The 25,679-nt window shown below is 65.2% G+C and carries 30 protein-coding genes; 15 read left to right on the top strand and 15 right to left on the bottom strand.

Annotated elements, in window-relative coordinates; genetic code table 11:
- Window positions 1-147 precede the first annotated feature (147 nt).
- From J2X67_RS04550 to J2X67_RS04510, 9 genes are read right to left on the bottom strand one after another with little or no spacing between them, the layout of a single operon-like run.
- A complete protein-coding gene (locus J2X67_RS04550; protein WP_126749114.1) occupies window positions 148-567 on the bottom strand; it encodes a F0F1 ATP synthase subunit epsilon in 420 nt (139 codons plus the stop codon).
- An 18-nt stretch (window positions 568-585) separates the two neighbouring features.
- Window positions 586-2,001 carry a F0F1 ATP synthase subunit beta gene (gene atpD / locus J2X67_RS04545; protein WP_309950925.1) on the bottom strand — a complete coding sequence of 472 codons (1,416 nt, stop codon included), beginning with the start codon at window positions 1,999-2,001 and terminating at the stop codon, window positions 586-588.
- Between the two features lie 48 nt (window positions 2,002-2,049).
- Window positions 2,050-2,925, bottom strand: coding sequence for a F0F1 ATP synthase subunit gamma (gene atpG / locus J2X67_RS04540; RefSeq protein ID WP_281146723.1), 876 nt, complete (start codon window positions 2,923-2,925; stop codon window positions 2,050-2,052).
- A 21-nt stretch (window positions 2,926-2,946) separates the two neighbouring features.
- Window positions 2,947-4,500 (bottom strand): F0F1 ATP synthase subunit alpha, encoded by a 1,554-nt coding sequence (atpA, locus tag J2X67_RS04535; RefSeq protein WP_309950923.1) that lies wholly within the window; start codon window positions 4,498-4,500, stop codon window positions 2,947-2,949.
- 49 nt (window positions 4,501-4,549) lie between these two features.
- Entirely contained in the window at window positions 4,550-5,080 is a 531-nt protein-coding gene (locus J2X67_RS04530) for a F0F1 ATP synthase subunit delta (RefSeq protein ID WP_309950921.1), read from the bottom strand.
- Between the two features lie 7 nt (window positions 5,081-5,087).
- Complete coding sequence (locus J2X67_RS04525; RefSeq protein WP_157616184.1) at window positions 5,088-5,558, bottom strand: F0F1 ATP synthase subunit B; 471 nt, start codon at window positions 5,556-5,558, stop codon at window positions 5,088-5,090.
- A gap of 34 nt (window positions 5,559-5,592) precedes the next feature.
- The gene (gene atpE / locus J2X67_RS04520) at window positions 5,593-5,850 is read right to left on the bottom strand and encodes a F0F1 ATP synthase subunit C (RefSeq protein WP_309950920.1); all 258 of its coding nucleotides are present in this window, start codon (window positions 5,848-5,850) and stop codon (window positions 5,593-5,595) included.
- Window positions 5,851-5,899: 49 nt separating this feature from the next.
- Window positions 5,900-6,778 carry a F0F1 ATP synthase subunit A gene (gene atpB / locus J2X67_RS04515; RefSeq protein WP_309950918.1) on the bottom strand — a complete coding sequence of 293 codons (879 nt, stop codon included), beginning with the start codon at window positions 6,776-6,778 and terminating at the stop codon, window positions 5,900-5,902.
- 24 nt (window positions 6,779-6,802) lie between these two features.
- Window positions 6,803-7,276, bottom strand: coding sequence for an ATP synthase subunit I (locus J2X67_RS04510; protein WP_309950915.1), 474 nt, complete (start codon window positions 7,274-7,276; stop codon window positions 6,803-6,805).
- 156 nt (window positions 7,277-7,432) lie between these two features.
- Between J2X67_RS04510 and J2X67_RS04505 the strand changes: the two genes are divergently transcribed.
- The 15 genes from J2X67_RS04505 to J2X67_RS04435 all read left to right on the top strand — a co-directional run bounded on the left by J2X67_RS04505 (window position 7,433) and on the right by J2X67_RS04435 (window position 20,870).
- Complete coding sequence (locus tag J2X67_RS04505) at window positions 7,433-8,338, top strand: D-amino acid aminotransferase (protein ID WP_309950913.1); 906 nt, start codon at window positions 7,433-7,435, stop codon at window positions 8,336-8,338.
- The gene (locus J2X67_RS04500; RefSeq protein ID WP_309950910.1) at window positions 8,335-8,646 is read left to right on the top strand and encodes a DUF493 family protein; all 312 of its coding nucleotides are present in this window, start codon (window positions 8,335-8,337) and stop codon (window positions 8,644-8,646) included. Before J2X67_RS04505 ends, J2X67_RS04500 begins: the two co-directional genes overlap by 4 nt.
- 15 nt (window positions 8,647-8,661) lie before the next feature.
- Window positions 8,662-9,363 (top strand): lipoyl(octanoyl) transferase LipB, encoded by a 702-nt coding sequence (lipB, locus tag J2X67_RS04495; RefSeq protein WP_309950907.1) that lies wholly within the window; start codon window positions 8,662-8,664, stop codon window positions 9,361-9,363.
- Between the two features lie 7 nt (window positions 9,364-9,370).
- Window positions 9,371-10,372 carry a lipoyl synthase gene (gene lipA, locus J2X67_RS04490; RefSeq protein WP_309950905.1) on the top strand — a complete coding sequence of 334 codons (1,002 nt, stop codon included), beginning with the start codon at window positions 9,371-9,373 and terminating at the stop codon, window positions 10,370-10,372.
- Window positions 10,369-11,853, top strand: a complete 1,485-nt coding sequence (locus tag J2X67_RS04485) for a glycosyltransferase family 4 protein (protein ID WP_309950902.1) — start codon at window positions 10,369-10,371, stop codon at window positions 11,851-11,853. The genes lipA and J2X67_RS04485 overlap by 4 nt, the downstream gene beginning before the upstream one ends.
- On the top strand, window positions 11,850-12,626 hold the full coding sequence (locus J2X67_RS04480; RefSeq protein WP_309950900.1) for a hypothetical protein: 777 nt from the start codon (window positions 11,850-11,852) through the stop codon (window positions 12,624-12,626). The genes J2X67_RS04485 and J2X67_RS04480 overlap by 4 nt, the downstream gene beginning before the upstream one ends.
- Window positions 12,616-13,167, top strand: a complete 552-nt coding sequence (cysC, locus tag J2X67_RS04475) for an adenylyl-sulfate kinase (RefSeq protein ID WP_309950897.1) — start codon at window positions 12,616-12,618, stop codon at window positions 13,165-13,167. Before J2X67_RS04480 ends, cysC begins: the two co-directional genes overlap by 11 nt.
- Window positions 13,164-14,057 carry a sulfotransferase gene (locus J2X67_RS04470; protein ID WP_309950895.1) on the top strand — a complete coding sequence of 298 codons (894 nt, stop codon included), beginning with the start codon at window positions 13,164-13,166 and terminating at the stop codon, window positions 14,055-14,057. The genes cysC and J2X67_RS04470 overlap by 4 nt, the downstream gene beginning before the upstream one ends.
- Before the next feature lie 10 nt (window positions 14,058-14,067).
- Window positions 14,068-14,991: a Gfo/Idh/MocA family oxidoreductase gene (locus J2X67_RS04465; protein WP_309950893.1), complete on the top strand. Its 924-nt coding sequence runs from the start codon at window positions 14,068-14,070 to the stop codon at window positions 14,989-14,991.
- Window positions 14,988-16,142 carry a DegT/DnrJ/EryC1/StrS family aminotransferase gene (locus J2X67_RS04460; protein ID WP_309950891.1) on the top strand — a complete coding sequence of 385 codons (1,155 nt, stop codon included), beginning with the start codon at window positions 14,988-14,990 and terminating at the stop codon, window positions 16,140-16,142. Before J2X67_RS04465 ends, J2X67_RS04460 begins: the two co-directional genes overlap by 4 nt.
- On the top strand, window positions 16,139-17,677 hold the full coding sequence (locus tag J2X67_RS04455) for a class I adenylate-forming enzyme family protein (protein ID WP_409050460.1): 1,539 nt from the start codon (window positions 16,139-16,141) through the stop codon (window positions 17,675-17,677). Before J2X67_RS04460 ends, J2X67_RS04455 begins: the two co-directional genes overlap by 4 nt.
- Window positions 17,658-18,788, top strand: coding sequence for an SLC13 family permease (locus tag J2X67_RS04450; RefSeq protein WP_309950889.1), 1,131 nt, complete (start codon window positions 17,658-17,660; stop codon window positions 18,786-18,788). Before J2X67_RS04455 ends, J2X67_RS04450 begins: the two co-directional genes overlap by 20 nt.
- 41 nt (window positions 18,789-18,829) lie before the next feature.
- Window positions 18,830-19,546, top strand: a complete 717-nt coding sequence (locus J2X67_RS04445; RefSeq protein ID WP_309950888.1) for an AraC family transcriptional regulator — start codon at window positions 18,830-18,832, stop codon at window positions 19,544-19,546.
- A 75-nt stretch (window positions 19,547-19,621) separates the two neighbouring features.
- Window positions 19,622-20,473 (top strand): DMT family transporter, encoded by an 852-nt coding sequence (locus J2X67_RS04440; RefSeq protein ID WP_309950886.1) that lies wholly within the window; start codon window positions 19,622-19,624, stop codon window positions 20,471-20,473.
- Window positions 20,474-20,546: 73 nt separating this feature from the next.
- Window positions 20,547-20,870, top strand: coding sequence for a hypothetical protein (locus J2X67_RS04435; protein ID WP_157616194.1), 324 nt, complete (start codon window positions 20,547-20,549; stop codon window positions 20,868-20,870).
- A 7-nt stretch (window positions 20,871-20,877) separates the two neighbouring features.
- Here the strand turns inward: J2X67_RS04435 and J2X67_RS04430 are convergent, their stop codons facing one another.
- From J2X67_RS04430 to J2X67_RS04405, 6 genes are all read right to left on the bottom strand, one after another.
- Window positions 20,878-21,921, bottom strand: coding sequence for an NADP-dependent oxidoreductase (locus J2X67_RS04430; protein ID WP_309950883.1), 1,044 nt, complete (start codon window positions 21,919-21,921; stop codon window positions 20,878-20,880).
- A 102-nt stretch (window positions 21,922-22,023) separates the two neighbouring features.
- Complete coding sequence (locus J2X67_RS04425) at window positions 22,024-23,376, bottom strand: HAMP domain-containing sensor histidine kinase (RefSeq protein ID WP_309950881.1); 1,353 nt, start codon at window positions 23,374-23,376, stop codon at window positions 22,024-22,026.
- A 38-nt stretch (window positions 23,377-23,414) separates the two neighbouring features.
- Entirely contained in the window at window positions 23,415-24,119 is a 705-nt protein-coding gene (locus J2X67_RS04420; protein ID WP_309951794.1) for a response regulator transcription factor, read from the bottom strand.
- A gap of 115 nt (window positions 24,120-24,234) precedes the next feature.
- Window positions 24,235-24,729: a DUF4260 domain-containing protein gene (locus J2X67_RS04415; RefSeq protein WP_309950879.1), complete on the bottom strand. Its 495-nt coding sequence runs from the start codon at window positions 24,727-24,729 to the stop codon at window positions 24,235-24,237.
- Complete coding sequence (locus J2X67_RS04410; RefSeq protein WP_309950877.1) at window positions 24,722-25,189, bottom strand: Spy/CpxP family protein refolding chaperone; 468 nt, start codon at window positions 25,187-25,189, stop codon at window positions 24,722-24,724. Before J2X67_RS04410 ends, J2X67_RS04415 begins: the two co-directional genes overlap by 8 nt.
- Window positions 25,190-25,231: 42 nt before the next feature.
- Window positions 25,232-25,603 (bottom strand): DUF4148 domain-containing protein, encoded by a 372-nt coding sequence (locus J2X67_RS04405; RefSeq protein ID WP_309950876.1) that lies wholly within the window; start codon window positions 25,601-25,603, stop codon window positions 25,232-25,234.
- Window positions 25,604-25,679 lie beyond the last annotated feature (76 nt).

Genomic DNA, 25,679 nt, shown 5'->3' with positions numbered 1-25,679 from the left:
ACTAGAGGCAGGTCTTCAGCCGGACAAGGCTGAACTTCGACCAAATTCAGATCGAAGCCGGATTCGGACGGGTTGCCAAACGGCGTCTCCGGACGAAAAAAAGCCGCCCGAAGGCGGCCTTTTCTGCCAGCAAGCCCGAGGGCGGGCTTACTTTTTCTGGCGGTACTTGCGCAGCGCTGCGATTTGGGCAGCCATGACGGCGAGTTCGGACTGCGCCATGGCAATGTCGATGTCGCTCTTGGCGTTCTTGAGCGCTTCTTCCGCGGCGGCCTTGGCTTGGTTGGCCTTTTCGTCGTCGAGGTCCTTGCCGCGAATGGCGGTGTCGGACAGCACGGTGACGGTGTCGGGCTGCACTTCGAGAATGCCGCCAGCCACAAAGACGAACTCTTCGCCGCCGTCGGCCGTTTCGATGCGCACCGCACCCGGACGGATGCGGGTAATCAGCGGCGTGTGGCGCGGATAGATGCCGAGCTCGCCGGCTTCACCGGGCAGCGCGACGAACTTGGCCTCACCCGAGAAGATCGACTCTTCTGCGGAGACCACGTCGACGTGAATGGTGTTTGCCATGTGCGTTCCTGCGCCGCTTTACGCGACCTTCTTGGCCTTCTCGAAAGCCTCGTCGATGGTACCGACCATGTAGAACGCTTGTTCCGGCAGGTGGTCGGCTTCGCCGTTCACGATCATCTTGAAGCCGCGGATGGTTTCGGCCAGCGGCACGTACTTGCCGGGCGAGCCCGTGAACACTTCGGCCACGTGGAACGGCTGCGACAGGAAACGCTGGATCTTGCGGGCGCGAGCCACGGCAAGCTTGTCTTCCGGTGCCAGTTCGTCCATGCCCAGAATTGCGATGATGTCGCGCAGTTCCTTGTAGCGCTGCAGCGTGCCTTGCACGGCGCGGGCCACGTTGTAGTGCTCTTCGCCGACCACGTTCGGGTCGAGCTGGCGCGAGGTCGAGTCGAGCGGGTCCACGGCGGGGTAGATACCGAGCGAAGCGATGTCGCGCGACAGCACCACGGTGGAGTCCAGGTGGGCGAAGGTGGTGGCGGGCGACGGGTCGGTCAAGTCGTCGGCGGGCACGTACACGGCCTGGATCGAGGTGATCGAGCCGACCTTGGTCGAGGTAATGCGCTCTTGCAGGCGGCCCATTTCTTCGGCCAGCGTCGGCTGGTAGCCCACGGCGGAAGGCATGCGGCCCAAGAGTGCCGACACTTCGGTACCGGCCAGCGTGTAGCGGTAGATGTTGTCCACGAAGAACAGCACGTCGCGGCCTTCGTCGCGGAACGACTCGGCAATGGTCAGGCCGGTCAGGGCCACGCGCAGACGGTTGCCCGGGGGCTCGTTCATCTGGCCGTAGACCATGGCCACCTTGGAGTCTTCGAGCTTCTCGAGGTTCACGACGCCGGAGTCGGCCATCTCGTGATAGAAGTCGTTGCCTTCGCGGGTACGTTCACCCACACCGGCGAACACCGACAGGCCCGAGTGAGCCTTGGCGATGTTGTTGATGAGTTCCATCATGTTCACGGTCTTGCCCACGCCGGCGCCGCCGAACAGGCCCACCTTGCCGCCCTTGGCGAACGGGCACACGAGGTCGATCACCTTGATGCCGGTTTCCAGCAGGTCTTGCGAGGGCGACAGTTCGTCGTATGCGGGTGCCTTGCGGTGGATCGAAGCGGTGAGCTCCTGGCCGACCGGGCCGCGCTCGTCGATGGGCGAGCCGAGCACGTCCATGATGCGGCCCAGCGTGGCCTTGCCGACCGGCACGGTGATGGGCGCGCCCGTGTTGGTCACGATCAGGCCGCGGCGCAGGCCGTCGGAAGAGCCGAGCGCAATGGTGCGCACCACGCCGTCGCCGAGCTGCTGCTGGACTTCGAGGGTCAGCGCGCTGCCTTCGAACTTCAACGCGTCATAGACCTTTGGCATCCGGTCGCGCGGAAACTCCACGTCGACCACAGCGCCGATACATTGAACGATCTTGCCTTGCACTGCGTTTGCTTGAGCCATGTGTGCTCCGATAAAAATTGTTTGTAGGGGGACGACCTTGAAACTGGCTTACACGCCCGCGGCTGCCGCCGCGCCCGAGACGATCTCGGAGAGTTCCTTGGTGATGCCGGCCTGACGGGTCTTGTTGTAGACCAGCTTGAGCTCGCTGATCACATTGCCGGCGTTGTCGGTTGCAGCCTTCATCGCAACCATGCGGGCCGAGTGCTCGGAAGCCATGTTCTCGGCCACGGCCTGGTAGACCAGCGACTCCACATAGCGCACCAGCAGCTCATCGATCACGCTTTCAGGATCGGGCTCGTAGATGTAGTCCCACGAGTGCTGGCCTTCTTCCATCTTCAGCGACTCGGCCGCCAACGGAAGCAGGGGCTCCACGATCGGCTCTTGCTTGATGGTGTTGATGAACTTGGTGTAGCACAGGTACACCGCGGACAGCTTGCCTTCGGCATAGGCGTCGAGCAGCGTCTTGACCGGGCCGATGAGCTTGTCCAGGTGAGGCGTGTCGCCCAGGTGGGTGACGTGCGCGACCACGCGGGCGCCGATGCGGTTCAGAAAGCCCAGGCCCTTGCTGCCGATGGCCACCGACTCGATGGCCGTGCCGGCCGCCTGCGCTTCGCGCAGCTTGGTGGTCACGGCGCGCAACAGGTTGGTGTTCAAGCCGCCGCACAAACCCTTGTCGCTCGTCACGATGATGAAGCCGATGGCCTTGGCCTCGTTCGTCTTCATGAAGGCGTGAACGTATTCGGGGTTTGCACGGCCCAGGTTGGCCGCAATGTTGCGAATCTTCTCGCTGTAGGGGCGCGCGGCGCGCATACGCTCCTGCGCCTTGCGCATCTTGGAGACCGAGACCATTTCCATGGCCTTGGTGATCTTCTTGGTGTTTTCCACCGATTTGATCTTGCCGCGGATTTCCTTACCAGCTGCCATGGGGGCTCCTTGTCAGGTCGATCAGGCGAACGACTTCTTGAACGCGGTGATTGCGCTCGTCAGTTCGGCCTCGGCGTCCTTGTCGAGCGCCTTGGCTTGCTCGATCTTGTCGAGCAGGGGACCGTGGCTGGTCTTCAGGAACTGGTGCAGGCCGTGCTCGAAGGGCAGAACCTTCTTGATGTCCAGGTCGTCCATGAAACCCTTGTTCACGGCAAACAGCGTGGCACCCATCAGCGAGATCGGCAGCGGGCTGTACTGGGCCTGCTTCAGCAGTTCGGTCACGCGGGCACCGCGGTCGAGCTGCTTGCGGGTGGCCTCGTCCAGGTCGGAAGCGAACTGCGCGAACGCAGCCAGCTCGCGGTACTGCGCGAGGTCGGTACGGATACCGCCCGACAGGCCCTTGATGATCTTGGTCTGGGCCGCCGAACCCACGCGCGACACCGAGATACCGGCGTTGATGGCGGGGCGGATACCTGCGTTGAACAGGTTGGTTTCCAGGAAGATCTGGCCGTCGGTGATCGAGATCACGTTGGTCGGCACGAAAGCGGACACGTCGCCGGCTTGCGTTTCGATGATCGGCAGCGCGGTGAGCGAGCCGGTCTTGCCCTTGACTTCACCCTTGGTGAAGGCTTCCACGTAGTCGGCGTTGACGCGCGCGGCACGTTCGAGCAGACGGCTGTGGAGGTAGAACACGTCGCCGGGGTAGGCTTCGCGGCCTGGCGGGCGGCGCAGCAGCAGCGACACCTGGCGGTATGCAACAGCCTGCTTGGAGAGGTCGTCATAGACGATCAGGGCATCCTGGCCGCGATCGCGGAAGTATTCGCCCATGGTGCAGCCCGAGTAGGCCGACACGTACTGCATGGCTGCCGATTCGGAGGCCGAAGCGGCCACCACGATCGTGTAGTCCATGGCGCCCACTTGCTCGAGCGCGCGCACCACGTTCTTGATCGACGAAGCCTTCTGGCCGATCGCAACGTAGATGCAGGTCACGCCCTGGCCCTTCTGGGCAATGATCGCGTCGATGGCCACGGCGGTCTTGCCCGTCTGGCGGTCGCCGATGATCAGCTCGCGCTGGCCGCGGCCGATCGGCACCATCGAGTCGATGGACTTCAGGCCGGTTTGCAGTGGCTGGTCGACCGACTTGCGGGCGATCACGCCCGGAGCGACCTTTTCGATCACGTCGGTCATCTTGGCGTTGATCGGACCCTTGCCGTCGATTGGCTGGCCGAGCGCGTTGACCACGCGGCCGACGAGCTCGGGGCCGACCGGCACTTCCAGGATGCGGCCGGTGCACTTGACCGTGTCGCCTTCGGAGATGTGCTCGTATTCGCCCAAGATCACGGCGCCGACCGAGTCGCGCTCGAGGTTCAGCGCCAGGCCGAACGACGGCGTGCCGTCAGCGCTTGGCGGGAATTCCAGCATTTCGCCTTGCATCGCGTCGGACAGGCCGTGCACGCGCACGATGCCGTCGGTCACCGAAACCACGGTGCCTTCGTTGCGGATGTTGGCACTGACGCCGAGACCCTCGATGCGGCTCTTGATCAGTTCGGAAATTTCTGCGGGATTGAGTTGCATGACTCTTTCCTTCTTTCTGTAAATGGGGCCAACTGGCTGCGGGCCGCCGTCAGGCGGTCAGCGCCGCTTTCATTTGTTCGAGGCGCGCCTTGACCGAGGTGTCGAGCACTTCATCGCCAACCACGGCACGGATGCCGCCGATGAGCGAGGGGTCGAGTTCGACCCGCGTCGTGAGCTTGCGCGCAAAGCGCCGCTCCAGCGCCGCGCCAACCTCTTGCAGCGCCGCGTCGTCGATCGGAAAAGCGCTGTAGATCACGGCATCGGCAGCCCCGCTGCGCGCATTGCACAAGGCACGGAACTGGATTGCCACTTCGGGCAATGCAGCCAACCGGCCGTTGTCGATCACGGCGCGCAGAAAGTTCTTGCCCGCATCGGGCAAGGGCTGCTTCGAAAGCCCGGAGACCAGCTCGAACACCTGCTCGGGCGGCACCTTCGGATTGGCCGCGAACTCCAGGAGTTGCGGGCTGCCGGCGACGGACGCCAGCTGGTCGAGCCAGCCAGCCGTGCCTTCGAGGTCGTCCTGGCAAGCCTTGAACAGCGCCTCGGCGTAAGGACGGGCAATGGTCGCGAGTTCGGCCATGTCGTCCTCAGAGCTCGGTCTTCAGGCGGCTGAGCAAGTCGGCATGAACGCCGGCGTTGACTTCCTTGCGGAGAATCTGCTCGGCACCCTTGACGGCCAATGCGGCCACCTGCTCGCGCAGCGCCTCACGCGCACGCACGGATTGCTGGTTGGCCTCTTCGCGCGCGGCGGCCACGATCTTGTTGGCCTCCTCGGTTGCGCGGCTCTTGGCCTCTTCGATGATCTGCTGGGCACGGCGCTCGGCATCGGCCAGGCGATTGGTGGTCTCGTTACGAGACGCCACCAGTTCCTGCTCGACACGCTGGTTGGCGGAGGCCAGTTCGGCCTTGGCCTTCTCGGCGGCCGCCAGGCCCGCAGCGATCTTTTGTGCTCGTTCGTCCAAGGCCTTCGCGATCGGCGGCCACACGAATTTCATCGTGAACAGCACAAGCAGCAGGAAGACGATGGCCTGAACGAACAGGGTCGCGTTGATACTCACGGCAACACCTTTCTGGAGTGGCGTTGAACGGAAATTACTTCGGGATGGCAGCGATGAACGGGTTGGCGAAAGCGAACAGCAGGGCAATTGCCACGCCGATCAGGAACGCAGCGTCGATCAGACCGGCCAAGATGAACATCTTGGTTTGCAGTTCGTTCATGAGTTCAGGCTGACGAGCCGACGACTCGAGGAACTTGCCACCCATCAGTGCAATACCGATGGAAGCACCGATCGCGCCGAGACCGACGATCAAACCACAAGCCAGAGCGACGAGACCGAGAACGTTTTCCATGATGACTCCTTAATACAGATTGAAAGCAAACGAAAAGAAAAAAGAAAACTCAATGCGCTTCATGAGCCTGGCCGAGATAGATCAGGGTCAGCATCATGAAAATGAATGCCTGAAGCGTGATCACCAGGATGTGGAAGATCGCCCAGACGGTACCGGCAATGATGTGCCCGATGGGCAGCATCACTCCCGAGAACGAGGCTGCCATCGCACCACCCATGAGCGCGATCAGCATGAAAACGAGTTCACCCGCATACATGTTGCCGAACAACCGCATGCCGTGCGAGACGGTCTTCGCCAGGTACTCGATGACCTGCATCAGCAGGTTGATCGGCCAGAGCACGGGGTGCGCACCGAAAGGCGCAGTGATGAGCTCATGGCCCCAGCCGCCCAGGCCCTTGATCTTCACGCTGTAGAACAGGCACAGCAGCAGCACCGAGGTGGACAGGCCGAGCGTGGTGGACAGGTCGGCCGTAGGAACGACGCGCATGTAGGCATGGTGCGGATCGTGTCCGGCCGCCTCGAAAACCTTGGCCCAGAGCGAGGGCAGCAGGTCGACCGGCAGCATGTCCATGGCGTTCAGCAGGAAGATCCAGACGAACACGGTGAGCGCCAGCGGCGCAATGAATTTGCGGCTTTTTGCGTTGTGGATGTTCGACTTGGCCTGGTTGTCGACCATTTCGACAAGCATTTCGACCGCAGCCTGGAAACGGCCCGGCACGCCCGGCGTGGCCTTGCGCGCAGCCAGCCACAGCACAAAGCAGCCCAGGGCACCGACGACCAGTGCATAGAGCACCGAGTCGAGGTTGATGACATTGAAGTCGACGATGGCCTTCTGGACCACGGGATTGAGGCTCCAGTCAACTTGCCAGTGCTGGAGGTGGTGAACGATGTATTCACTCGCGGTCGGGGCGTGTCCTTCGGCGGCCATCTTTCAGCGTCTCTTTTTAAACAGTCAAATCCGGTTCAACAATCCGGGCCGCACCAGCAGGGCCACCCAGTACATTTTCATGGCGACCACCACGCCGGCCAACAAGGCCAGCCAACTGATGCCCTCGATCAGCCACGGTGCCGCCGCCAGCAAGGCAACGGTCAACGCAATCTTGATCAACTCCCACACAAAAAACTGCAGCATGACAGCAGACTGCGACGAAACACCCCGTGCCCGCCGCACACCCCGGACGAACAACGCCGCCGGAATGGCTACCGCCATGGCTCCGTAAAAAGCCGACACCGCGGCACTTGGCCGCTGAGTCCACATCCATGCCACTCCGGCCACAAGCAATCCCACGGCCACCTGGGCCCCAATCACCCACCAGGGCGACATTTCGGGATTTTTCTCGCGAAGCCGCTGGGCCTCTTCGGCGGTCAGCGGCTTGAAGTCGGAGACTTCAGCATCGATCTCGGAGACAGGAGCGCTGGTTGTCATTGGAATGCCGCTCGCGTTGTCAGCCGTGAATTTAACAAAGCCATTGATTATAAGTAGAAACCCAGCCTGCCCGACCACCCGATCTGTCACGTTTGCAAAACGAGGCCTCCTTGGCTGACCGGAGCCCGACCGGGCGCACACAACCATAATTCCCGCATGCACCCTCTTACTGCCGCTCTCCCCTCCACGCTCTGCTACCTCGACGGCGAGTACACCGCCCTCAGGGACGCAAAGATCAGCGTGCTCGACCGTGGCTTCATTTTCGGCGACGGCATCTATGAAGTCGTCCCCGTCTACGGCGGCCAGCCCTTTTGCTTCGAAGAACACATGGCGCGGCTCGATCGGTCGCTGGCCGAGCTGCAGATTGCCAATCCGCTGACGCTTGCCCAATGGCGAGACATCGTGATGCGGCTGACCGAACCAGGCGGCAATGCGCCCCAAGCCGTGTACTTTCAGATTACCCGTGGCGTTGCGCCGCGCGATCATGCCATGACCAAAGGCGTGCGCCCGACGGTGTTCGTGATGGTGAATCCGCTGCCCCCGGTGGCCGACGCCGTGCGCGCCAAGGGCGTGGCCTGCGTGACTGCGGCCGACTTCCGCTGGGAGAAGGCGCACATCAAGAGCACGAGCCTCCTGGGCGCAGTGCTGGCGCGGCAGATCAGCGTGGAAGCCGGCGCCGCCGAGACGATCATGTTCAGGGGCGAATGGCTGAGCGAAGCCTCCTCCAGCAACGTGTGGATCGCCAAGGACGGGCAACTCATCGGTCCGCCTAAGGACAACCTGGTGCTGACCGGCATCCGCTACGGCTTGCTGGAGCGCCTGTGCGCCGAGTGCGGCATTCCGTTCGCGCTGCGCCGGATTTCGCGCGACGAAGTCTTCGGCGCCGATGAATTGCTGCTCTCTTCGGCCAGCAAGGAAGTGCTGCCGGTGGTGACGCTCGACGGCCAGGCCATTGGGAACGGCCGTCCCGGCCCCATCTATCAAGCCTTGTACGCTGCTTACCAGAACGCCAAGCAGCGCAACGCAGAGAAGCCACAGAAGCAAGGAGTGACCCCCGCATGACCACCGGCAGCAGCAACACCGACACGAGCACTCCGATTCCCGATCCGCGCAAGGAATCGCTGATCGAGTACCCCTCGCAATTTCCGATCAAGGTCATGGGCGCCAAGGCCGACGGCTTCGTGCACGCCATTACCCAGATTGCCGAGCGTTTCGACCCCACCTTCGATGCCACCACTGTCGAGCTGCGCGACAGCAAGGCGGGCAATTACCTGGGCGTGACGATCACCGTGACGGCCACCAGCCGAGAGCAGCTCGACGATCTCTATCGCGCGCTGTCGTCGCATCCGTCCGTCAAGGTCGTTCTCTAACAGCCGGAAGCCTTGATGACGGTCGCAGAACACGCACCGGCTGCCGCCATCGCCCCCCGATGGCTGGGCCGGGTCGGCTATGCCGAGACCTTCGAGGCAATGAAGCTCTTCACACTCGAGCGCAAGCCTGATACGCCCGACGCGCTATGGATGTGCGAGCACGCACCGGTGTTCACGCAAGGCATTGCGGGCAAGCAGGACCACATACTCAACCCCGGCGACATCCCGGTCGTCCAGACCGATCGCGGGGGGCAGGTCACCTTCCACGGCCCCGGCCAAGTGGTGGGATACCCGCTCATCGACCTGCGCCGCGCCGGCTACTACGTGAAGGAATACGTCTACCGCATCGAGGAATCGGTGCTGCGCACGCTGGCGCACTTCGGCGTGACGGGGCACCGCGTGGCGGGCGCGCCGGGCATCTATGTGCGGCTGGACGACCCGTTTTCCCATGCCGCGCTGACCGGCCCGCTGCCCGCCGGCGACCCTTTTCGAGGCTTGGGCAAGATCGCCGCGCTGGGCATCAAGGTGAGCCGCCACGCCACCTACCACGGGGTGGCGCTCAACGCCCGGATGGACCTTGAACCCTTCTCGCGCATCAACCCTTGCGGGTATGCAGGGCTGCAAACGGTCGATCTTTCTACAATCGGCATTCAAACCACATGGGAAGACGCTGCCCGGGTCCTGAGCCAGAAGCTCACCACCTACCTGGCGCCCTAGCAATCCAATGAGCACCACCGAAGTCGTCCGCGACGCCCAGAGCGCCGAAACCTACAACCCCCTGGCCAAGCAGAAGGCCGCGGCCAAGCTCTCGCGCATCCCGGTCAAGGTGGTGCAGCAGGGCGAGGTGCTCAAGAAGCCCGAGTGGATTCGCGTGAAGGCCGGCAGCCCCACCACCCGCTTCTACGAAATCAAGCAGATCCTGCGCGAAAGCAACCTGCACACGGTTTGCGAAGAGGCTTCGTGCCCGAACATCGGCGAGTGCTTTGGCAACGGCACGGCCACCTTCATGATCATGGGCGACAAGTGCACGCGCCGCTGCCCGTTCTGCGACGTGGGCCACGGCCGCCCCGATCCGCTCGACAAGGACGAGCCGCTCAACCTTGCCAGGACCATTGCCAAGCTGCGGCTGAAGTACGTGGTGATCACCAGCGTCGATCGCGACGACCTGCGCGACGGCGGCAGCCAGCATTTCGTCGATTGCATCAAGAACATCCGCGAGCTCTCGCCGATGACGCAAATTGAAATCCTGGTGCCCGACTTCCGCGGCCGCGACGACCGCGCGCTCGAGATCCTGAAGGCCGCGCCGCCGGACGTGATGAACCACAACCTCGAGACCGCACCCCGCCTTTATAAAGAAGCGCGGCCCGGCAGCGACTACCAGTTCAGCCTGAACCTGCTCAAGAAGTTCAAGGCGCTGCACCCCGACGTGCCGACCAAGAGCGGCATCATGGTGGGCCTGGGCGAAACCGACGAAGAGATCCTGCAGGTGATGCGCGACATGCGCGCCCACGACATCGACATGCTGACCATCGGCCAGTACCTGTCGCCGTCGGGCTCGCACCTGCCGGTTCGCCGCTATGTGCACCCGGACACCTTCAAGATGTTCGAGGAAGAGGCCTACAAGATGGGCTTCAGCCACGCGGCAGTGGGCGCGATGGTGCGTTCGAGCTACCACGCGGATCAGCAGGCAGGGCACGTTCTGGCGGGCACGCCGCTCGGCGATTGAACGCGTCCGCGTCCGAAGGGGAGGCAGGCGCTTCCACGACGGAGCGGCCACAGCGCATCCTGATTGCGATGTGCTACCTCGTGCACCGCACGGGCGCGGAGATGTTCACCCGGGATCTCGCACTGTGGCTGCGGCGGCGCGGGCATGCCGTTACCATTTTTGCAACGGCCTTCGGCGACATGGCCGACGAGTTGCGCCACGCGTCGATTGCATGCATCACCGATGTGGCCGACATGGCGGCCCGGCCGGATGTGATCATCGGCAACACCCACCACGAGACGGTGCGCGCCCTGCTCCACTTTCATGACGTGCCCGTGCTCACGATCTGCCACGACCGCAGCGCGGAGCACGGCCGCCCCCCGCAGTTTTCGCAGGTGGTGCGCCATATCGCAGTCGACGAGAACTGCGCAGAGCGCCTGGTGCACGAGTTCGGCATCGGGCGCGAGCAGATCGAACTGATCCAGAACGGGATCGATCTTTCACGCTTCCTGCCGCGTGAGCCGTTGCCCGCCGCGGCTCGCACCGCGCTCGTCTTCAGCAACTATGCATCGCACGATGCCCAACTGGAAGAAATTCGCGCCGCATGCACCGAGCGTGGCCTTGCGCTGGATGTGATCGGCAGCGGCACCGGCAACCACCTGCCCGACCCGGCCGGCGCCCTCGGCCGCTACGACATCGTGTTCGGCAAGGGACGCTGTGCCACCGAAGCGCTGGTCACAGGCAATGCAGTGGTGGTGCTCGACCCGAGCTCTGGCATGGGGGAAATGGTGTCGGCCGGCACGGTAGCGCATGCGCGGCGCTGGAACTTCGGCCGGGCATTGATGACCCGGCCGATCACCCGGAAGAACGTGATGGCCGAGCTCGATAAATTCGACGCGCAGGATGCAACGCAGGCCGCATCCTGGATGCGTGCGAACGCGGGGCTGGACATGACGCTGTCCGCACTCGAGGCATGTGTCAAACGCATGATCGACGAGCGGGCAATCATTTCAGTGCCTGCCGAGCAACGTGCGCGCGAGATGGCGCGCTACATGGACGACTGGATCCGGCGCGGAAGCGCCACCAGCGCGCACATCGGCCTTGCGTCGCTGAATCAGCACGCGGCGTGGCTGCAGCAGATATTCAACGACCAGCAGCGCGCGCACCAAGCACAGGCCGAGGTCTTGCGCGCCGATACTCAGCGGCAGTCGGAACATGCTGCGGCCTTGGCCGCGCGGTTGCAAGCGGCCGAAACCGAACTGGCCGCGCAAAAGCGGGATGCGGAATCCGCAATGGCTGCAGCATCGACTGCACACGCCGTGCTCGGCGCACGGCTGGCCGAAGCCGGTTCGCGCCTGGCTCACGCCGAGCGCCAGATGCTCGAAACCGCCGCCGTCATGGACGCACGGCTCCGCGAAATTTATGCGAGCCGGTCCTGGCGCGTTACCGCTCCGCTGCGCAAGATCTCCACCTTCATCCAGGCCAGAGTTCAACGTCCATGAAACATCTGCTGATCGCCGCGCATCCGGGCCACGAGCTCCTGCTCTGGAAATGGCTGCGGAATGAACGCCCGGATGTCGTGGTGCTCACCAACGGCGCCGGATCGAACGATGCGCCGCGCCTGGCGCCCACGGCCGACAACCTGGCGCAAGCAGGCGCAAGCTGGATATCCCAGGTGATATCGCCGGTGGCCGACGCCGAGATCTACCAGGCACTGCTGGACGGCAACGCCGACATGTTCGCGCAGTGGCTGGAGCGCCTGACGGAATACGTTGTCTCGCAAGGCATCGAATGCATCGTCGCGGACGAAGCGGAGGACTACAACCCCTCCCATGACCTGTGTCGCCTGCTGGCAAACCAGGTTGCCCGCCACGCAACGGCGCGCGGCCACCCGGTTCTGTCTTTCGGCTACCCCACCGTGGGCCATCCCAGCCCGCCGGCGCGGCTTGCGGTCGAGAACCATCTGGTAGTCGAACTCGACGCTCAGGAACTGCACGCCAAGCTGGCCGACATGCGAGGCTACGCCCAACACTTTGGTGGACAGCTGCAGCGCGAGCTCGACGGTTTCATTGCGGAGTTCGGCGCACAAGCCTATGGCAGGGAATGCCTCTTTGCCGCGCGGCCCACGCGCTACGAGCAGGCAGAAGCGCCCGTCACCAAGCCTTTTTTCGAGGTTGCGGGCGAACAGCGGGTTGCGGCCGGCGTCTACAAGCATGTCATTCGCGGCACCCACTTGCAGGCTGTGGCCGATCGGCTGAGCGGTAATGTTCGCTGAAGCATCGATGCGCGCCGACACGCCTCGCACCCTGTGGCTCACGGGCTTGTCCGGCGCCGGCAAGACCACCCTGGCCAAGGCGCTGGCGCAGGCGCTCGACGAAAGCGGGCGTCGCTGCGTCGTGCTGGACGGCGATGCCCTGCGCCAAGGGCTGAACCGGGACCTCGGTTTCAGCCCGGCGGAGCGCAGCGAGAACATCCGCCGTACTGCCGAGGTTGCGCGCTTGATGAACGATGCCGGCCTGTTCGTGGTTGCGGCGCTGATCTCTCCTCTGCGGGTGGACCGGGCGCAAGCGCGCCTCATCGTCGGCGCTCGCCGCTTCTTCGAAATCCACGTCAGCACCCCGCTGGACGTTTGCGAGGCGGCGGATGCCAAAGGCCTCTATCGCAAGGCCCGGCTGGGCGAGCTTGCCCAATTTACCGGCGTCAGTGCGCCTTATGAGGCTCCGGAGGCCCCAAGCCTGGCGATCGATCCCATGCGCATCGGCCTGGGGCTCGCCGTGGCAAAGCTACTTGCCCTGGGTGAGGACACAGCCCCATGAGCAATCGCCCGCCGATGCCCGTCATCGTGGGCGCCCCGCGCTCGGGCACGACCCTGCTGCGGCTGATGCTCGATGCCCATCCAGACCTGGCGATTCCGCCGGAAACCAGCTTCGTCGCCGCAGTCGCGGCGCTCGACGGTCAGGGTGACGATCTTCGCTCCCGCTTTGTGGACACGATTACCGCCTTTCCGCCAGCGGCGCCCAACTGGCAGGACTTTGGCATTCCGCGCGAAACGCTCGCCGCAGCTGTGCACGCACTCGAACCCTTCACAGTGGCTGACGGACTGCGGTTGTTCTACCGGCTCTACGCACAGCGCTTCGGCAAGTCGCGCTGGGGCGAAAAGACGCCGGACTATTCGTTTCACATCGCGATCATTGCCGCGCTGTTGCCGGAAGCCCGGTTTGTTCATCTCATTCGCGATGGCCGCGACGTGGCGGCCTCGTGGCGCCAGCAGTGGTTCTCACCGGGCCAGGAGCCCGAAGTGCTGGCGCGCGCGTGGATGGACCGCGTTGAAGCTGCTCGCAGCGCAGGCTCCGCTTGCGCTCACTACACCGAGGTGCTCTACGAAGACCTTGTGTCGCGGCCGGAACCAGTGCTGCGCCGCCTGTGCGAGTTTCTGGAGCTTCCTTGGTCGAGCCAGATGCTGAACCACCATGAACGCGCCCCCGCCAGGCTTGAGGAACACCGGGCTCGCGTCTCGCTCGACGGCAGTTTTGTCGTGAGCCATGCGCAGCGCCTTCACCAGCAACGCAGAACAATGGAGCAACCCGGGACCGGACGCATCGGTTCCTGGCGCGAGACGATGAGCGACGAAGAAGTGCATCGCTTCGAGCGCATTGCGGGTGGCCTCCTGTGTCAGCTCGGCTATGAATTGCAAAGCAACGGTTGACAGCGCAGAGGTGATCTCCGGCGGCGGCGGCGAAGCCGATGCGGAGGCCGCGCTCGTCGGTGCCGACCTGCCTCATGCGGTCGTCGGACTGGGGCGTTTCGGCAGCACCCATGCGCGCAAGCTCGGCGGGTTGCCGGGCTTCCAGCTTTGCGCCGTGGTGGACCGCTCTCCTGCAGCCCGGCCCGCAGCCGATCTCGCTGCGCTGCCGCTGCTGTCGGACGTCGACGATTTGCCGCCCGGCATCGCATCGGCCACGGTAGCCACGAACGACGGAACACACGCGGAAGTAGCAATGGCGCTCATGCGGCGCGGTTGCCATGTACTGGTCGAAAAGCCGCTCTGCATCGACCGGCTGGACGGAGCGCAGATGCTGCGAACGGCGCAGCGGTGCGGCGTCGTCCTGAGCACAGGGCACATCGAACGCTTCAATGCGGCGTTCGATGCAGCCTCGCTGTCATGGATACGCCGCGCTGCCCTCCTCCACCGCGGCAGCACCCACCCCTTCTTGCGATTTCGCCGTTTTTCCTGCCGTGAGGCCAGCGCGGTGGACAGTGTGCTTGACCTGATGGTGCACGACCTGGACCTGCTCGCCTGGCTCTGCGACATTCCGGCCGATGCGCAGTTGCACTTGATCGGCCGGCAGATCGGCGCGCGCAGCGTCCGCGCCCGGGTGCGCCTTGGCGGCCTGGTCGCGGAGCTGGAAAGCGGCTACGGCAGCATGCTCCCCGCTGCCCGGCTGCAGGTGTGCAGCAGCGGCCGGCAACACGTACTGGACTTGCGCAAGCCACACAGTACGAAGGAGGGCGACGACGATGCGCTGGCGCGCCAGTACCGGGATTTTCGTCGCGCCGTTCAGGGCAGTGGCGGACGCATTGCCTCTGGCATTGATGGCCTGGCCGCTGTCGTGCGCGCGTCCCAGGTGCTGCACGCATGAAGATTCCGCTGTTCCGTTCGGCGGCTTGTGCCGAGCCCATGGCCGACCGCCTTGCCCAGGCATGTGCCGCGGTATTGCGAAGTGGCGCCTATGTTCTCGGTCCACAGGTCCGCACGCTCGAGGCCAGGCTGTCTCAACTATTGCTGCAACGCCAGGTGGTGGCGGTCAGCTCGGGTTCGGACGCGCTGTTGCTCGCCCTCAAGAGCCTGGGCATCGGCAGCGCGGCGGGTGGACATGCCGAAGACGAAGTCCTGCTTCCTTCCTACACATTCGTCGCCTGCGCCGAGGCAGTGATCGCCGCTGGTGCACGGCCAGTGTTCGTAGACAGCGCGCCTGACGATTTTCTGGTGCCGCTCGCGCATTTCCGCGATGCACGAACGCCGCGCACGCGTGCCGTTCTTGCGGTCGGACTGTTCGGCGACCCCACCGGTCTGCCAGAACTGGCCGAGTACTGCCGCGACGAGCAGCTTCAGCTGATAGAGGACGTCGCCCAATGCCTGGGCGCCAACGCTCGCGGCGCCGATGGCCTCTCGCAACCTGCGGGCACCTGGGGCGATGCAGCGGCGATGAGCTTCTACCCGACCAAGACACTGGGCGCTGCCGGCGACGCAGGAGCCCTGGCATTCAAGCACCCGCACCATGCCGAGAAAGCCCGGCTGCTGCGCAATCACGGGTACCAGGACGGACTTCATACATGCCTGGGCCAGAACAGCCGAATGGACGAACTGCAGGCGTGCCTTCTTCAGGTGGCGCTGGACGATTTTCCTCGCGCCATTGCCCGGCGCCGGGCCATCGCCGCGCACTACCTGGAGGCATGGGCCGGCTGCGCAATGCAATTGCCGCGAGACGCAGCGGGCCATGCCTGGAACTATTTCGTCGTTGTCCTGCACGACACGCATGAGCGAAATGCGCTGGCGGTCCAACTGGCGACAAAGGGAATTGCCACCCGCGTTTACTATGAACAGCCGCTGCACCTGCACGAGGCGCTGCAGCGCTGGCGAGGCGAGAGCCCATTGCCGCACAGCGAGCGGCTGGCCCGCTGTGCGCTGGCCCTGCCGCTCTACCCGATGCTCGGCGACGATGAAATCGAATACATCACTCACACCGTACGACACGCCGTCGGCAACTTAACCAGACAGAGTCAGACATGAACACGATGCAGGAGTTCGGCACCATTCCTGAGTTGATTCACGAGCATGCGACACATGCGCCGGGCCGCGCAGCTTTGGCCGACCACGAGCGCAGCCTGAACTACGGCGAGCTCGATGCGCTGATGGACCGCATCGCGGCCAGCCTGCAGCAAGCGGGGCTCAAGCCCGGCGACGCCATTGCAATCTGCGCGGCTTCTTCGGTGAACTATGCGGCAGTGTTCCTCGGGGCCCTGCGCGCCGGCGTCGCGGTCGCGCCGCTTGCGCCCGGATCCACACCGGCCAGCCTGGCCCGCATGATCGAGGATGCCGAGGCGCGCGTTCTCGTCACCGATGCCGCAGCGGCCGAAGTCATCGGCCCGGCGAAGGACGGCGGCATTTTGCGCGTGGCGCTCGATGGCTCCGCCGCCGGCCAAAGCCTGGAGAGCTGGCTGGCTGCGGCCGGCGCACAGCCAACCGCGGTAGCGACGCAGCCGTCGTGGCCCTTCAACATCATCTATTCATCGGGTACCACCGGCGAGCCCAAGGGCATCGTGCAGGGCCACGGCATGCGCTGGGCGCATGTGCAGCGCGGCGCCAAGTACGAGTACGGCCCTGACACGGTCACGCTGCTGTCGACCCCGCTTTATTCGAACACCACGCTGGTGGTGTTCTTTCCAACCCTCGCCTTCGGCGGTTGCGTGGTGCTGATGCCCAAGTTCGATGCGCTCGGCTACCTGCAGCTGGCCGAGCAGCGCCGGGTGACGCACACCATGCTGGTGCCGGTGCAGTACCAGCGGCTGATGGCGCATCCGCGCTTCGATGCGCACGACCTGTCGTCGTTCCGCTTCAAGTTCAGCACCAGCGCGCCCTTCAATGCCGCGCTCAAGGCCGATGTGCTCAAGCGCTGGCCGGGCGGGCTGATCGAGTTCTACGGCATGACCGAGGGCGGCGGCACCTGCATCCTGGAAGCCCACCTGAACCCCGACAAGCTTCATACCGTGGGCCGCCCGGCCGAGGGCAGCGATATTCGCCTGATCGACGAAGACGGCAACGAAATCGCGCGCGGCAACACCGAACTGGCCGGCGAGGTGGTGGGCCACTCGGCCGGCATGATGACCGGCTACCACCGCCAGCCTGCCAAGACACGCGAAGCCGAATGGTTCGACGCCGCCGGCAAGCGTTTCATCCGCACCGGCGACGTGGGCCGCTTCGATGCCGATGGCTTCCTGACGCTGTTCGACCGCAAGAAGGACATGATCATCAGCGGCGGCTTCAACATCTACCCGAGCGATCTCGAAGCCGTGCTGCGCGGCCATGCGGCGGTGGCCGACGTGGCGGTGGTGGGCGTGCCTTCAGAGCAGTGGGGCGAGACGCCGGTGGCCTTCGTGGTGCGCCGCGAGGGCGACGCCACCACCGAGGCCGCTCTGCTGCAATGGACCAACGACCAGCTCGGCAAGACGCAGCGCCTGGCGCGCCTTCACTTCATCGACGAGCTTCCGCGCAGTGCGATCGGCAAGGTGCTCAAGCGCGAGTTGCGTGACCTTGTCGGCAGCTGAAGCCAAGCCAACGCCGGACGAACACGGCGGCGGGGGCAACGGCCTGCTGTGGGTACTCATCGCCGTCGCGGTGGCGTTCGCCTTCTTGCGCCCGCGCGCGCCCATGGACTGGCTGCAGCTGGTCGATTGGCAAACCGTGGGGGCACTCGCGGGGCTGCTGGCCATTACGCAGGGTGTGGAAAAAAGCGGCATGCTGCAGGCCGCCGCGCAGCGCCTGCTCGCGCGCACGCACAACCAGCGCAGCCTGGCGTTGCTGCTGACCGCGAGCGCGGCCTTTCTCTCGGCGCTCGTGACCAACGACGTGAGCCTGTTCCTGCTGGTGCCGCTCACACGGGTGCTCGCCAACCAGGCGCATTTGCCGCTTGCGCGGCTGGTGGTGCTCGAGGCGCTCGCGGTGAATGCGGGCTCGGCGCTCACGCCCATCGGCAATCCGCAGAATCTCTATCTCTGGCACCGCTCGGGCGAGAGCTTCTTCGCCTTCATGGGAATGATGGGTCCGACGGTGGCGGTGATGCTGTTCTGGCTTTTTGTGGCCGTGTGGCTGCTGGTGCCGCGCACGCCCATTGCGCTCAAGCCCCAGGCCGGAGCCACTCCGGTGCAGCCACGCTTGCTGGCGCTGGCGGGTTTGCTGTTCGTCGGGTTCGTGGTCGCGCTGGACCGGCACTGGCTGCTGGCGGGCCTGGGCGTGGTGTTCGGCGTGTTCATAGTGACGTACCCGCGAGTGCTGCGCGGGATCGACTGGGCCCTGCTCGCGATCATTGCGCTGATGTTCGTCGACCTGCGCCAGCTGGCCGAGCTGCCCGCGGTCGTGGCGCTACTGAACCATTGGCCGATTACCGAGGGATGGCGCGCCTATCTCGCAGCCATCGTCGCTTCGCAGTTCATCAGCAACGTGCCCGCTGCGATCCTGCTCGACGGCCACATGCGCGACTTGCCGGCACTCGCTGCCGGCGTGAGCGTGGGCGGATTCGGCTGCGTCCTGGGTTCGCTGGCCAACCTGATTGCGTTGCGGCTCGCCAAGCTGCCGCACGGGCTGCGCGAGTTTCATCGCATCAGCATTCCTTTTTTGCTGGTGTGCGCGGTTTCGGCGCTGCTGCTTCGGCTGGGGTGACAGCTACGGGGAGCGGAACGACAATTCCACCGAACTTGCCCATGCAAACGCCAGCACCACCCTCTTCCCAAGCTCCGTACGGCGTTTCGGTGCGCGACTACGGGCCTTCGCGTGGCAGCCACGCACATGACCACTTCCAGGTGCTGATCGGCCTCGCGGGCGTGCTCGAGCTCGAAGTGGAAGGCCTCGGAGCGCGCGTAGGGGCCGGTGAGGCGCATGTGGTGGCGCCGGGCGACCGGCACGATTTCGAATCTCGCAGCGGCAGCCGATGCCTCATTCTCGATACCGCCCAGCCCCATTGGGCGCGGTGCGCCGGACGCCCGCCCGCAGATGCTTCGCGGCTGCATGCCTTGGCAAAGTACCTCGCGCAGTGCGCGCAGCATCCGCAAGCGTCTGCCCTGGCGCTGCAGCACGGCCCGGCGCTGCTGCTCGAAGCCTGGGGCGCGGCACCGGCGGTCCATGCGCGCAGCCGCCACATCGACTGGAACGCGCTGGCCGCCTGGGCGCGGGCTCGCTGGCACCAACCGCTGGCTGTTGCCGACCTCGCAAGCGTGGCTTGCCTGAGCCCCAGCCAGTTTGCACAGCGCTGCCGCGACGAGCAGGGCATGGGCGCGATGCACTGGCTGCGCGCACTGCGGCTTGCGCATGCGCGCGAACTGCGTCTGGCTGGCGTGGGCGTGGCAGAAACTGCGCGCCGCACGGGTTACCGCTCGCCCTCCGCACTCACCGCGGCACTGCGCAGGCCCGGCGGCCGCTGAGCCTGCATGAAGGATCGTCGCCGCGCGACGATTCACAGGCGCTGCGCGACGACGGCGACGCTTAAGCTCGGCGCAATGTCGCCTACTCTCCTTGCCCTGGCCGCCATCGCGCTGTGGGCCACCCTTGCCTCGCTGGGCACTGCGCTTTCGCATCTGCCACCTTTTTTGCTGACTGGCCTCGCGCTGATCATCGGCAGCATTCCGAGCTGGCCGCTGGTGCTGCGCGACCGCGGCGCCTGGCGCGTACCTCCGGGCACGCTGGCACTGGGCGTCTACGGCCTGTTCGGCTTTCACTTTCTGCTGTTCATCGCACTGCGGCATGCGCCGCCGGTCGAGGCCAACCTGGTCAATTACCTGTGGCCGCTCTTCATGGTGGTGCTGGCACCGGTGCTGCTTCCGGGCATGTCCCTGCGGCCGTTGCACGTGGTGGCCGCGCTGCTGGGCTTTGCGGGCGCCGCAATCGCGATTCTCGGGGCTCGTGAAGGTGCCGCTTCCAGCCTCGGCGCCTCACCGGGCTACTGGGGCTTTCTGCCGGCCCTGGGCTCGGCTTTTATTTGGGCCAGCTACTCGCTGTGGACAAAACGCGTGAAGGCGTTCCCCACCTCGGCCATCGGATTGTTCGGCCTGGTCTCGGGCGTGCTCTCGCTGGCCTGCCATGCGCTGCTGGAATCGCCGGCCGTGCTCTCCGCCAACGATTGGCTGCTGCTCGCGCTGTGCGGGCTTGGCCCGCTCGGTGCGGCATTCTTTGTCTGGGACATGGCGCTCAAGCGCGGGGATGCGCGGCAGATCGGCATCCTGAGCTACATCACGCCACTGGGCTCCACCGCACTGCTGTTGGCAGTGACCGGGCGCCCGCTCACCTGGAGCATTGCGCTTGCGGCGGGGCTGATCATTTCGGCCGCGGTAATGGGCACGCGCGTGCGCTGAATACGTTCGTGTCCGACGGATTGGGGCCGTTTTTATGGCTAGAGTGGAAGCTCCGGAAAAAAGGAGCCAACCCATGGACAACAAGAACAATAACGAAGATTTCGAGATCACCCCCAAGCTGGTGTTCGACCTGAACCTTGCGCTGTACCTCGACCTTGTGGCCGCGCTCCAGGGCGCGGGCGCGATTACCTACAGGCAAATGGCGGCACGGGTACTCAACATCAGCATGGATGCCCGTGCAGACGGCGAGACAGGCCTATCGACCGTGCTCGAAGGCATTGCCAAGGGCTTCGCCGGCCACGGCGACGGCCTGTCGATCGAAACCCTGAAGGCCGCACGCGGCCTGCGCGAAGACGAGGCGATGGGCGATATCCCCATGCGGCCCAGCGAGCCCTGAGCCTTGCTCAGTCTTCGGCCACCTGCAGCACCAGCTTGCCGAAGTTCTCCCCGGCAAACAGCTTGTTGAGCGACTCGGGGAAGGTGTCGAGCCCCTTCACGATGTCTTCCTTGCTCTTCATGCGGCCGTCTTTCAGGTAGCCAGCCATTTCGGCAACGGCAATGTGAAACCGGTCGGCATAGTCGAACACCACAATGCCTTCCATGCGCGCACGGTTCACCAAGAGACTAAGGTAGTTTCTCGGGCCCGCTCCCGGCATGCTGTTGGCGTTGTTGTACTGGCTGATGGCGCCGCAAATGATCACGCGGGCCTTGCGAGCGAGCCGCGCCAGCACTGCATCGAGAATTTCTCCGCCAACGTTGTCGAAGTAGATGTCGACGCCGGTGGGGCAATGCGTCTTGAGGCCTTCTCGCACCGCGCCCGCACCGGCCTTGTAGTCGATGCAGGCATCGAAGCCGAGCTCTTTCACCACCCATTCGCACTTGGCTGCGCCGCCCGCAATACCGACGACGCGGCAGCCCTTGATCTTGGCCAGCTGGCCTACCGTCTGCCCCACGGCGCCGGCTGCGCCCGAGACCACGACGGTTTCGCCCGGCTTGGGCTGGCCTACGTCCATGAGACCGAAATAGCCGGTCATGCCCGGCATGCCGAGCACGTTGAGCCACTGGGTGATGGTGCCGACATTCAGGTCGATCTTCACGAGGCCGTTGCGCTTGATCTGGTCCTGGGGAACGAGGATGTATTCCTGCACGCCGAGCGTGCCGTAGACCGCATCGCCCACCGCAAACTGCGGATTCCTGGAAGCGACCACGCGGCCGACGCCGCCAGCGCGCATCACTTCGTCGATAGCCACTGGCGCGATGTAGCTCTTGGCATCGTTGAGCCAGCCGCGCATGGCGGGGTCGAGCGAAAGCGACAGCGTCTTGACCAGCACCCCGCCCTCGGCCGGCTCGCCGACGGGTTCGGTGGTGAACTTCCAGTTTTCGCGGGTGGCCGCACCTTCCGGGCGCTTCGCAAGGCGAACCTGGTGATTGGTAAGTGAGCTGCTCATGGTGTCTCCTTGATTGACGGGCGCTGGCACGGAGGCGCATCGTAGCTCCGCACCCCGCGCCCCTTGGTAGCGCAGGCGACACCGAAGAATGCCGCGAGCCGACTAGAGCCGCGCGACGATCTGCAGGCCCGGATGCGCGTTGCGCACGGTCAAGGTGCCGCCGTGCGCCTCGGCAATGAGCCGGCACAGGTACATGCCCAGCCCCACGCCGCCCGTGGCACGCGCCCGCGCGCCGTCGGTGCGGTAGAAGGGCTCTGTGAGCCGGTCGACCTGCGTCTCGTCCACGCCGGGCCCAAAATCCCGCACCTCCAGCTCAACGCCCTGGACCTTGCCGTCCACCACGGCCCGCAGCGCAACACAAGGCGGCCGCGGGGCGCCGGTGCTGTAGCGCAAGGCGTTGTCCAGCAGGTTGCGCACCAGCAGGCGAATGCGCATGCGGTCGATGGCATGCGGCGGCAGGCCCTCTGCCAGGTCGAGATGCACGTTCTGCGCGCCCGGCATTTCAGCCACGATTTCCCGCACCAGCATGGCCAGGTCGACCGGCTCGCGCTGCAGCGCCACATGCGGACTTGCCAGGCGCTCGCTCTCCAGCAGGTCGCTGATCAGGTCGCGCATCTCGTTGAGGTCGCGCAGCAGCGCCTCGCGCTCGGCGGCGCCTTCGGGCGTGGCCGGCAGCAGCTCTGCATTGAGCCGGGCGCGTGTGAGAGGGGAGCGCAGTTCGTGGCTGAGCGCGAGCAGCAGGCCGCGCTTTGCGTCGAGCATGGCCTGGATGTCGTCGGCCATGGTGTTGATACGTTCCGCGAGATCGCCAAGGTCGTCGTTGCGGCGGACTGGAATGGGCTGCGTGAACTCGCCGCGGCCAAAGCGCTGCGCGCCCTCGCGGATGTCTATCAACGGCCGCAGCAGGCGGCTTACATAGGCATAGCCCAGCACCACGAGCAGCAGCAGCACGCCGAGGGTCGCCCAGCCTGCGGCACGCGGCGCAAGGTTCCAGAGCTTGGGTGCCCAGCCGAAGATCACGCGGTGGCCGTCTGCCGTGGGGCGGATGAACCACTTGTCGTTCCACGGTTCTTCGTCGCGGTCGTGCATCCAGCCGCCGGGGCTGTTGGCGCCGCCGGGGTTCGAATCCCAATTGACCTGGGGCCCCACGATGCGGATCGTGATGGGCAGCCGGCTTACCAGCGCCTGCGCGCGCGCGATGTCGGGCGGCGTGCCGATCTCGGCGACGAGACGATCGGCGTAGTCGACCAGCATCGGCTTGGCGGCCTCGGCCCAGCCGGTGGAGAAGGACTTCTTCATGCCCCCCATGAACACCACGGCCATCACCAGCGCCAGCAACACGAACATCATCACCAGCCGGATGCGCAGCGAGCGGCGCCAGCGGCGCTTGCCCTGCACCTTCTCGTGCCACTGCTCGTGCCACTGCCTGTGCAGCTCCGCCCGGCGGCATCTCATTTCGTGCCACGCGTTGCGCCAGCCTCTGCGGCGAGATCTCATGCGGGCTCGCTGCGCGCGACGGCCAGCGCATAGCCGGCGTTGCGAAGCGTCTTGATGCAGTCCAAGGGCTCGAGCTTCTTGCGCAAGCGGCTCACCACAATATCGACCGCGCGGGTATAGAGCTCGGCTTCGTGGCCGCGAAGGCGATTCAGGATGTCGTCGCGGCTGAACACTTTGCCGGGTTCGGCCGCAAGCAACGCGAGCAATTCGAACTCGGTGCCGGTCAATTCCACGCGCTCGCCATGGCGAAGCACCTGTCGCCGGTCGAGGTCGATCGACAGGCCGTCGAACACGCGGTGCTGCGTGGCATTGCCATTGCCACCGGCCGTAGCAGGCGTGCTGCGTTGGCGCCGCAGGATGGTCTGCACGCGCGCGACCAGTTCGCGCGGCTCGAAGGGTTTGGGCACGTAGTCGTCGGCGCCGAGCTCCAGGCCGACCACACGGTCCATCACCTCGCCGCGCGCGGTGAGCATCACGATGGGGATGTCGCTCTCTTTGCGGATCTCGCGGCACAGCGCAAAGCCGTCCATCTCGGGCAGCATCACGTCGAGGATGGCCGCGTCGTACTGGCCGGCACGCAGCATGGCGAGCCCCTGGCTCGGCCGAACGGCGTTCTCGAGCGTGCAGCCGAAGCGTGCGAAGTAAGTGGTCAGCGGCGCGGCGAGGTGTTCGTCGTCGTCGATCAGCAGGATGCGCGGCATGACGGGATTGTGCCTCCTGGCAAACAGTTGGCTGACGATCAGGCCTGCGGGCATTGCACCCCCGCGGCCGTACGGGTTGTAGCTGCCAGCCGTGGTGCGGGCCATCGTTCAACCCTCACCACGGATCGGTCGGCCCAATGCGGCCCAGGTGCGTGGAGGCAAAGCCCGCGCCGTACTTGAGCCCGTAGCCGAGCGCGCGGTCGAGGCCGATGTGCGCGCACCAGATCAAGCCACCGGCCACGGCCCATGGCATTGCGGCAAGCGCGCCGAGCACCAGCAAGGCAACGGCGCCGGCGTATGAATGCGCCGCGTTGTAGAGCGCCGCGCCCGCGCGCGGGCCTGCAAGGTAGCCGAGCATCGAAAGGTCGGGCACGAGCAGCCAGACTGCAAACATGCCCCAGCCCGCGCCAAACTGCGCATAGGCTGCAAGCGCCGCAGCAAGCACGACGACGCCTTCGCCGCGCAGCAGCAGGCGCACACCGCCGCCCACACCCCGTTCGCGCGACGCCTTGGATACGGCTTCGTCGGACCAGAGCTTCTGCCCCCACGAAGAGGCTTGGCGAAGCGACACGAAGGGTGCCAGGCCCGGGGGCGAGTCAAGCTCAGCCACGATGGCCCCAGCGGCGGCCACCGCGGTCCATGAAGTCGCGCACCTTCTGCTGTTGCGCGGCGTTCAGGCTGTCGAAGAAATCGGCGGCGGCGGCAATGATTTCGGGACTGCCATTGCGCACGGCCGTGGTCTTCTCTTCGACCAGCCGCGCAGCGCCGGCCTGGTCGAGCTTGTTGCCCGCGAACAGCGCCTTGAACTGCGAACGCGGATCGCCCGCACCGCCTGCGCCGCGCATTGCTTCGCGCTGCGCCTGCATCTTTTCGGCCAGTACGGTGAGCTTCTGCTTTTGCGACGCATCGAGTTCCAGCTTGCTGCCGACGCGCTCGACCATCTTGGTGCGGAACTCGGCGCTGTCGCCGCCGCCCCAACCATGTCGATGGCCGGCGCAGCCGGCAATGCTGCCAGCCACGACCGCAAGGCCGGCGAAACCGAAGAGAGTGCGTTTGATCCAGTGTTTCATGATGTTCCTTGCAGCCCCAGGGGTCTCCTGCGGGCGTGAGTCTTAAAGCTTGTTGCTGTTGCCGGCGGCTGCGGCACGCGCATCGACGGGGTTCTGCATCGTGGAGATGACCTTGCTGTTCACACGCGAGCCCGAGGTCACGTTCTGGTCGGGTGCGGCGGCGGTGCGCATGGCTTCGAAGACAACGCCGGCGCGGTCCCGGGACGTTGCCATGGTTTCGGCGCCGCGCGAGCCGCGCACCACGTTCTGGTCGGGGGCGGATGCCGTGCGCACGGCTTCGGCGTTGACTTCGACGCGGCTCTTGGCCGACGCGAGCGGCTGGACGCCTTCGTAGGTTTCAGCCTTGGCGCCGGCCGCGGCGAGCAAAGCGAACGAGCCGACGGCGACGATCTGGGTGAGGGAGAGCGCTTTCATGATCAGGCCTTTCTGTTGTGGAAGAGGAGACCTGATGGTGCTTGCCGCGGCGCGACAAGTCCTTTCACCGCCGTTT

This window comes from Variovorax sp. 3319 (assembly GCF_031456585.1).
Taxonomy (GTDB): Bacteria; Pseudomonadota; Gammaproteobacteria; order Burkholderiales; family Burkholderiaceae_C; genus Variovorax; species Variovorax paradoxus_P.
This window is presented reverse-complemented; position numbering and strand designations above follow the sequence as displayed.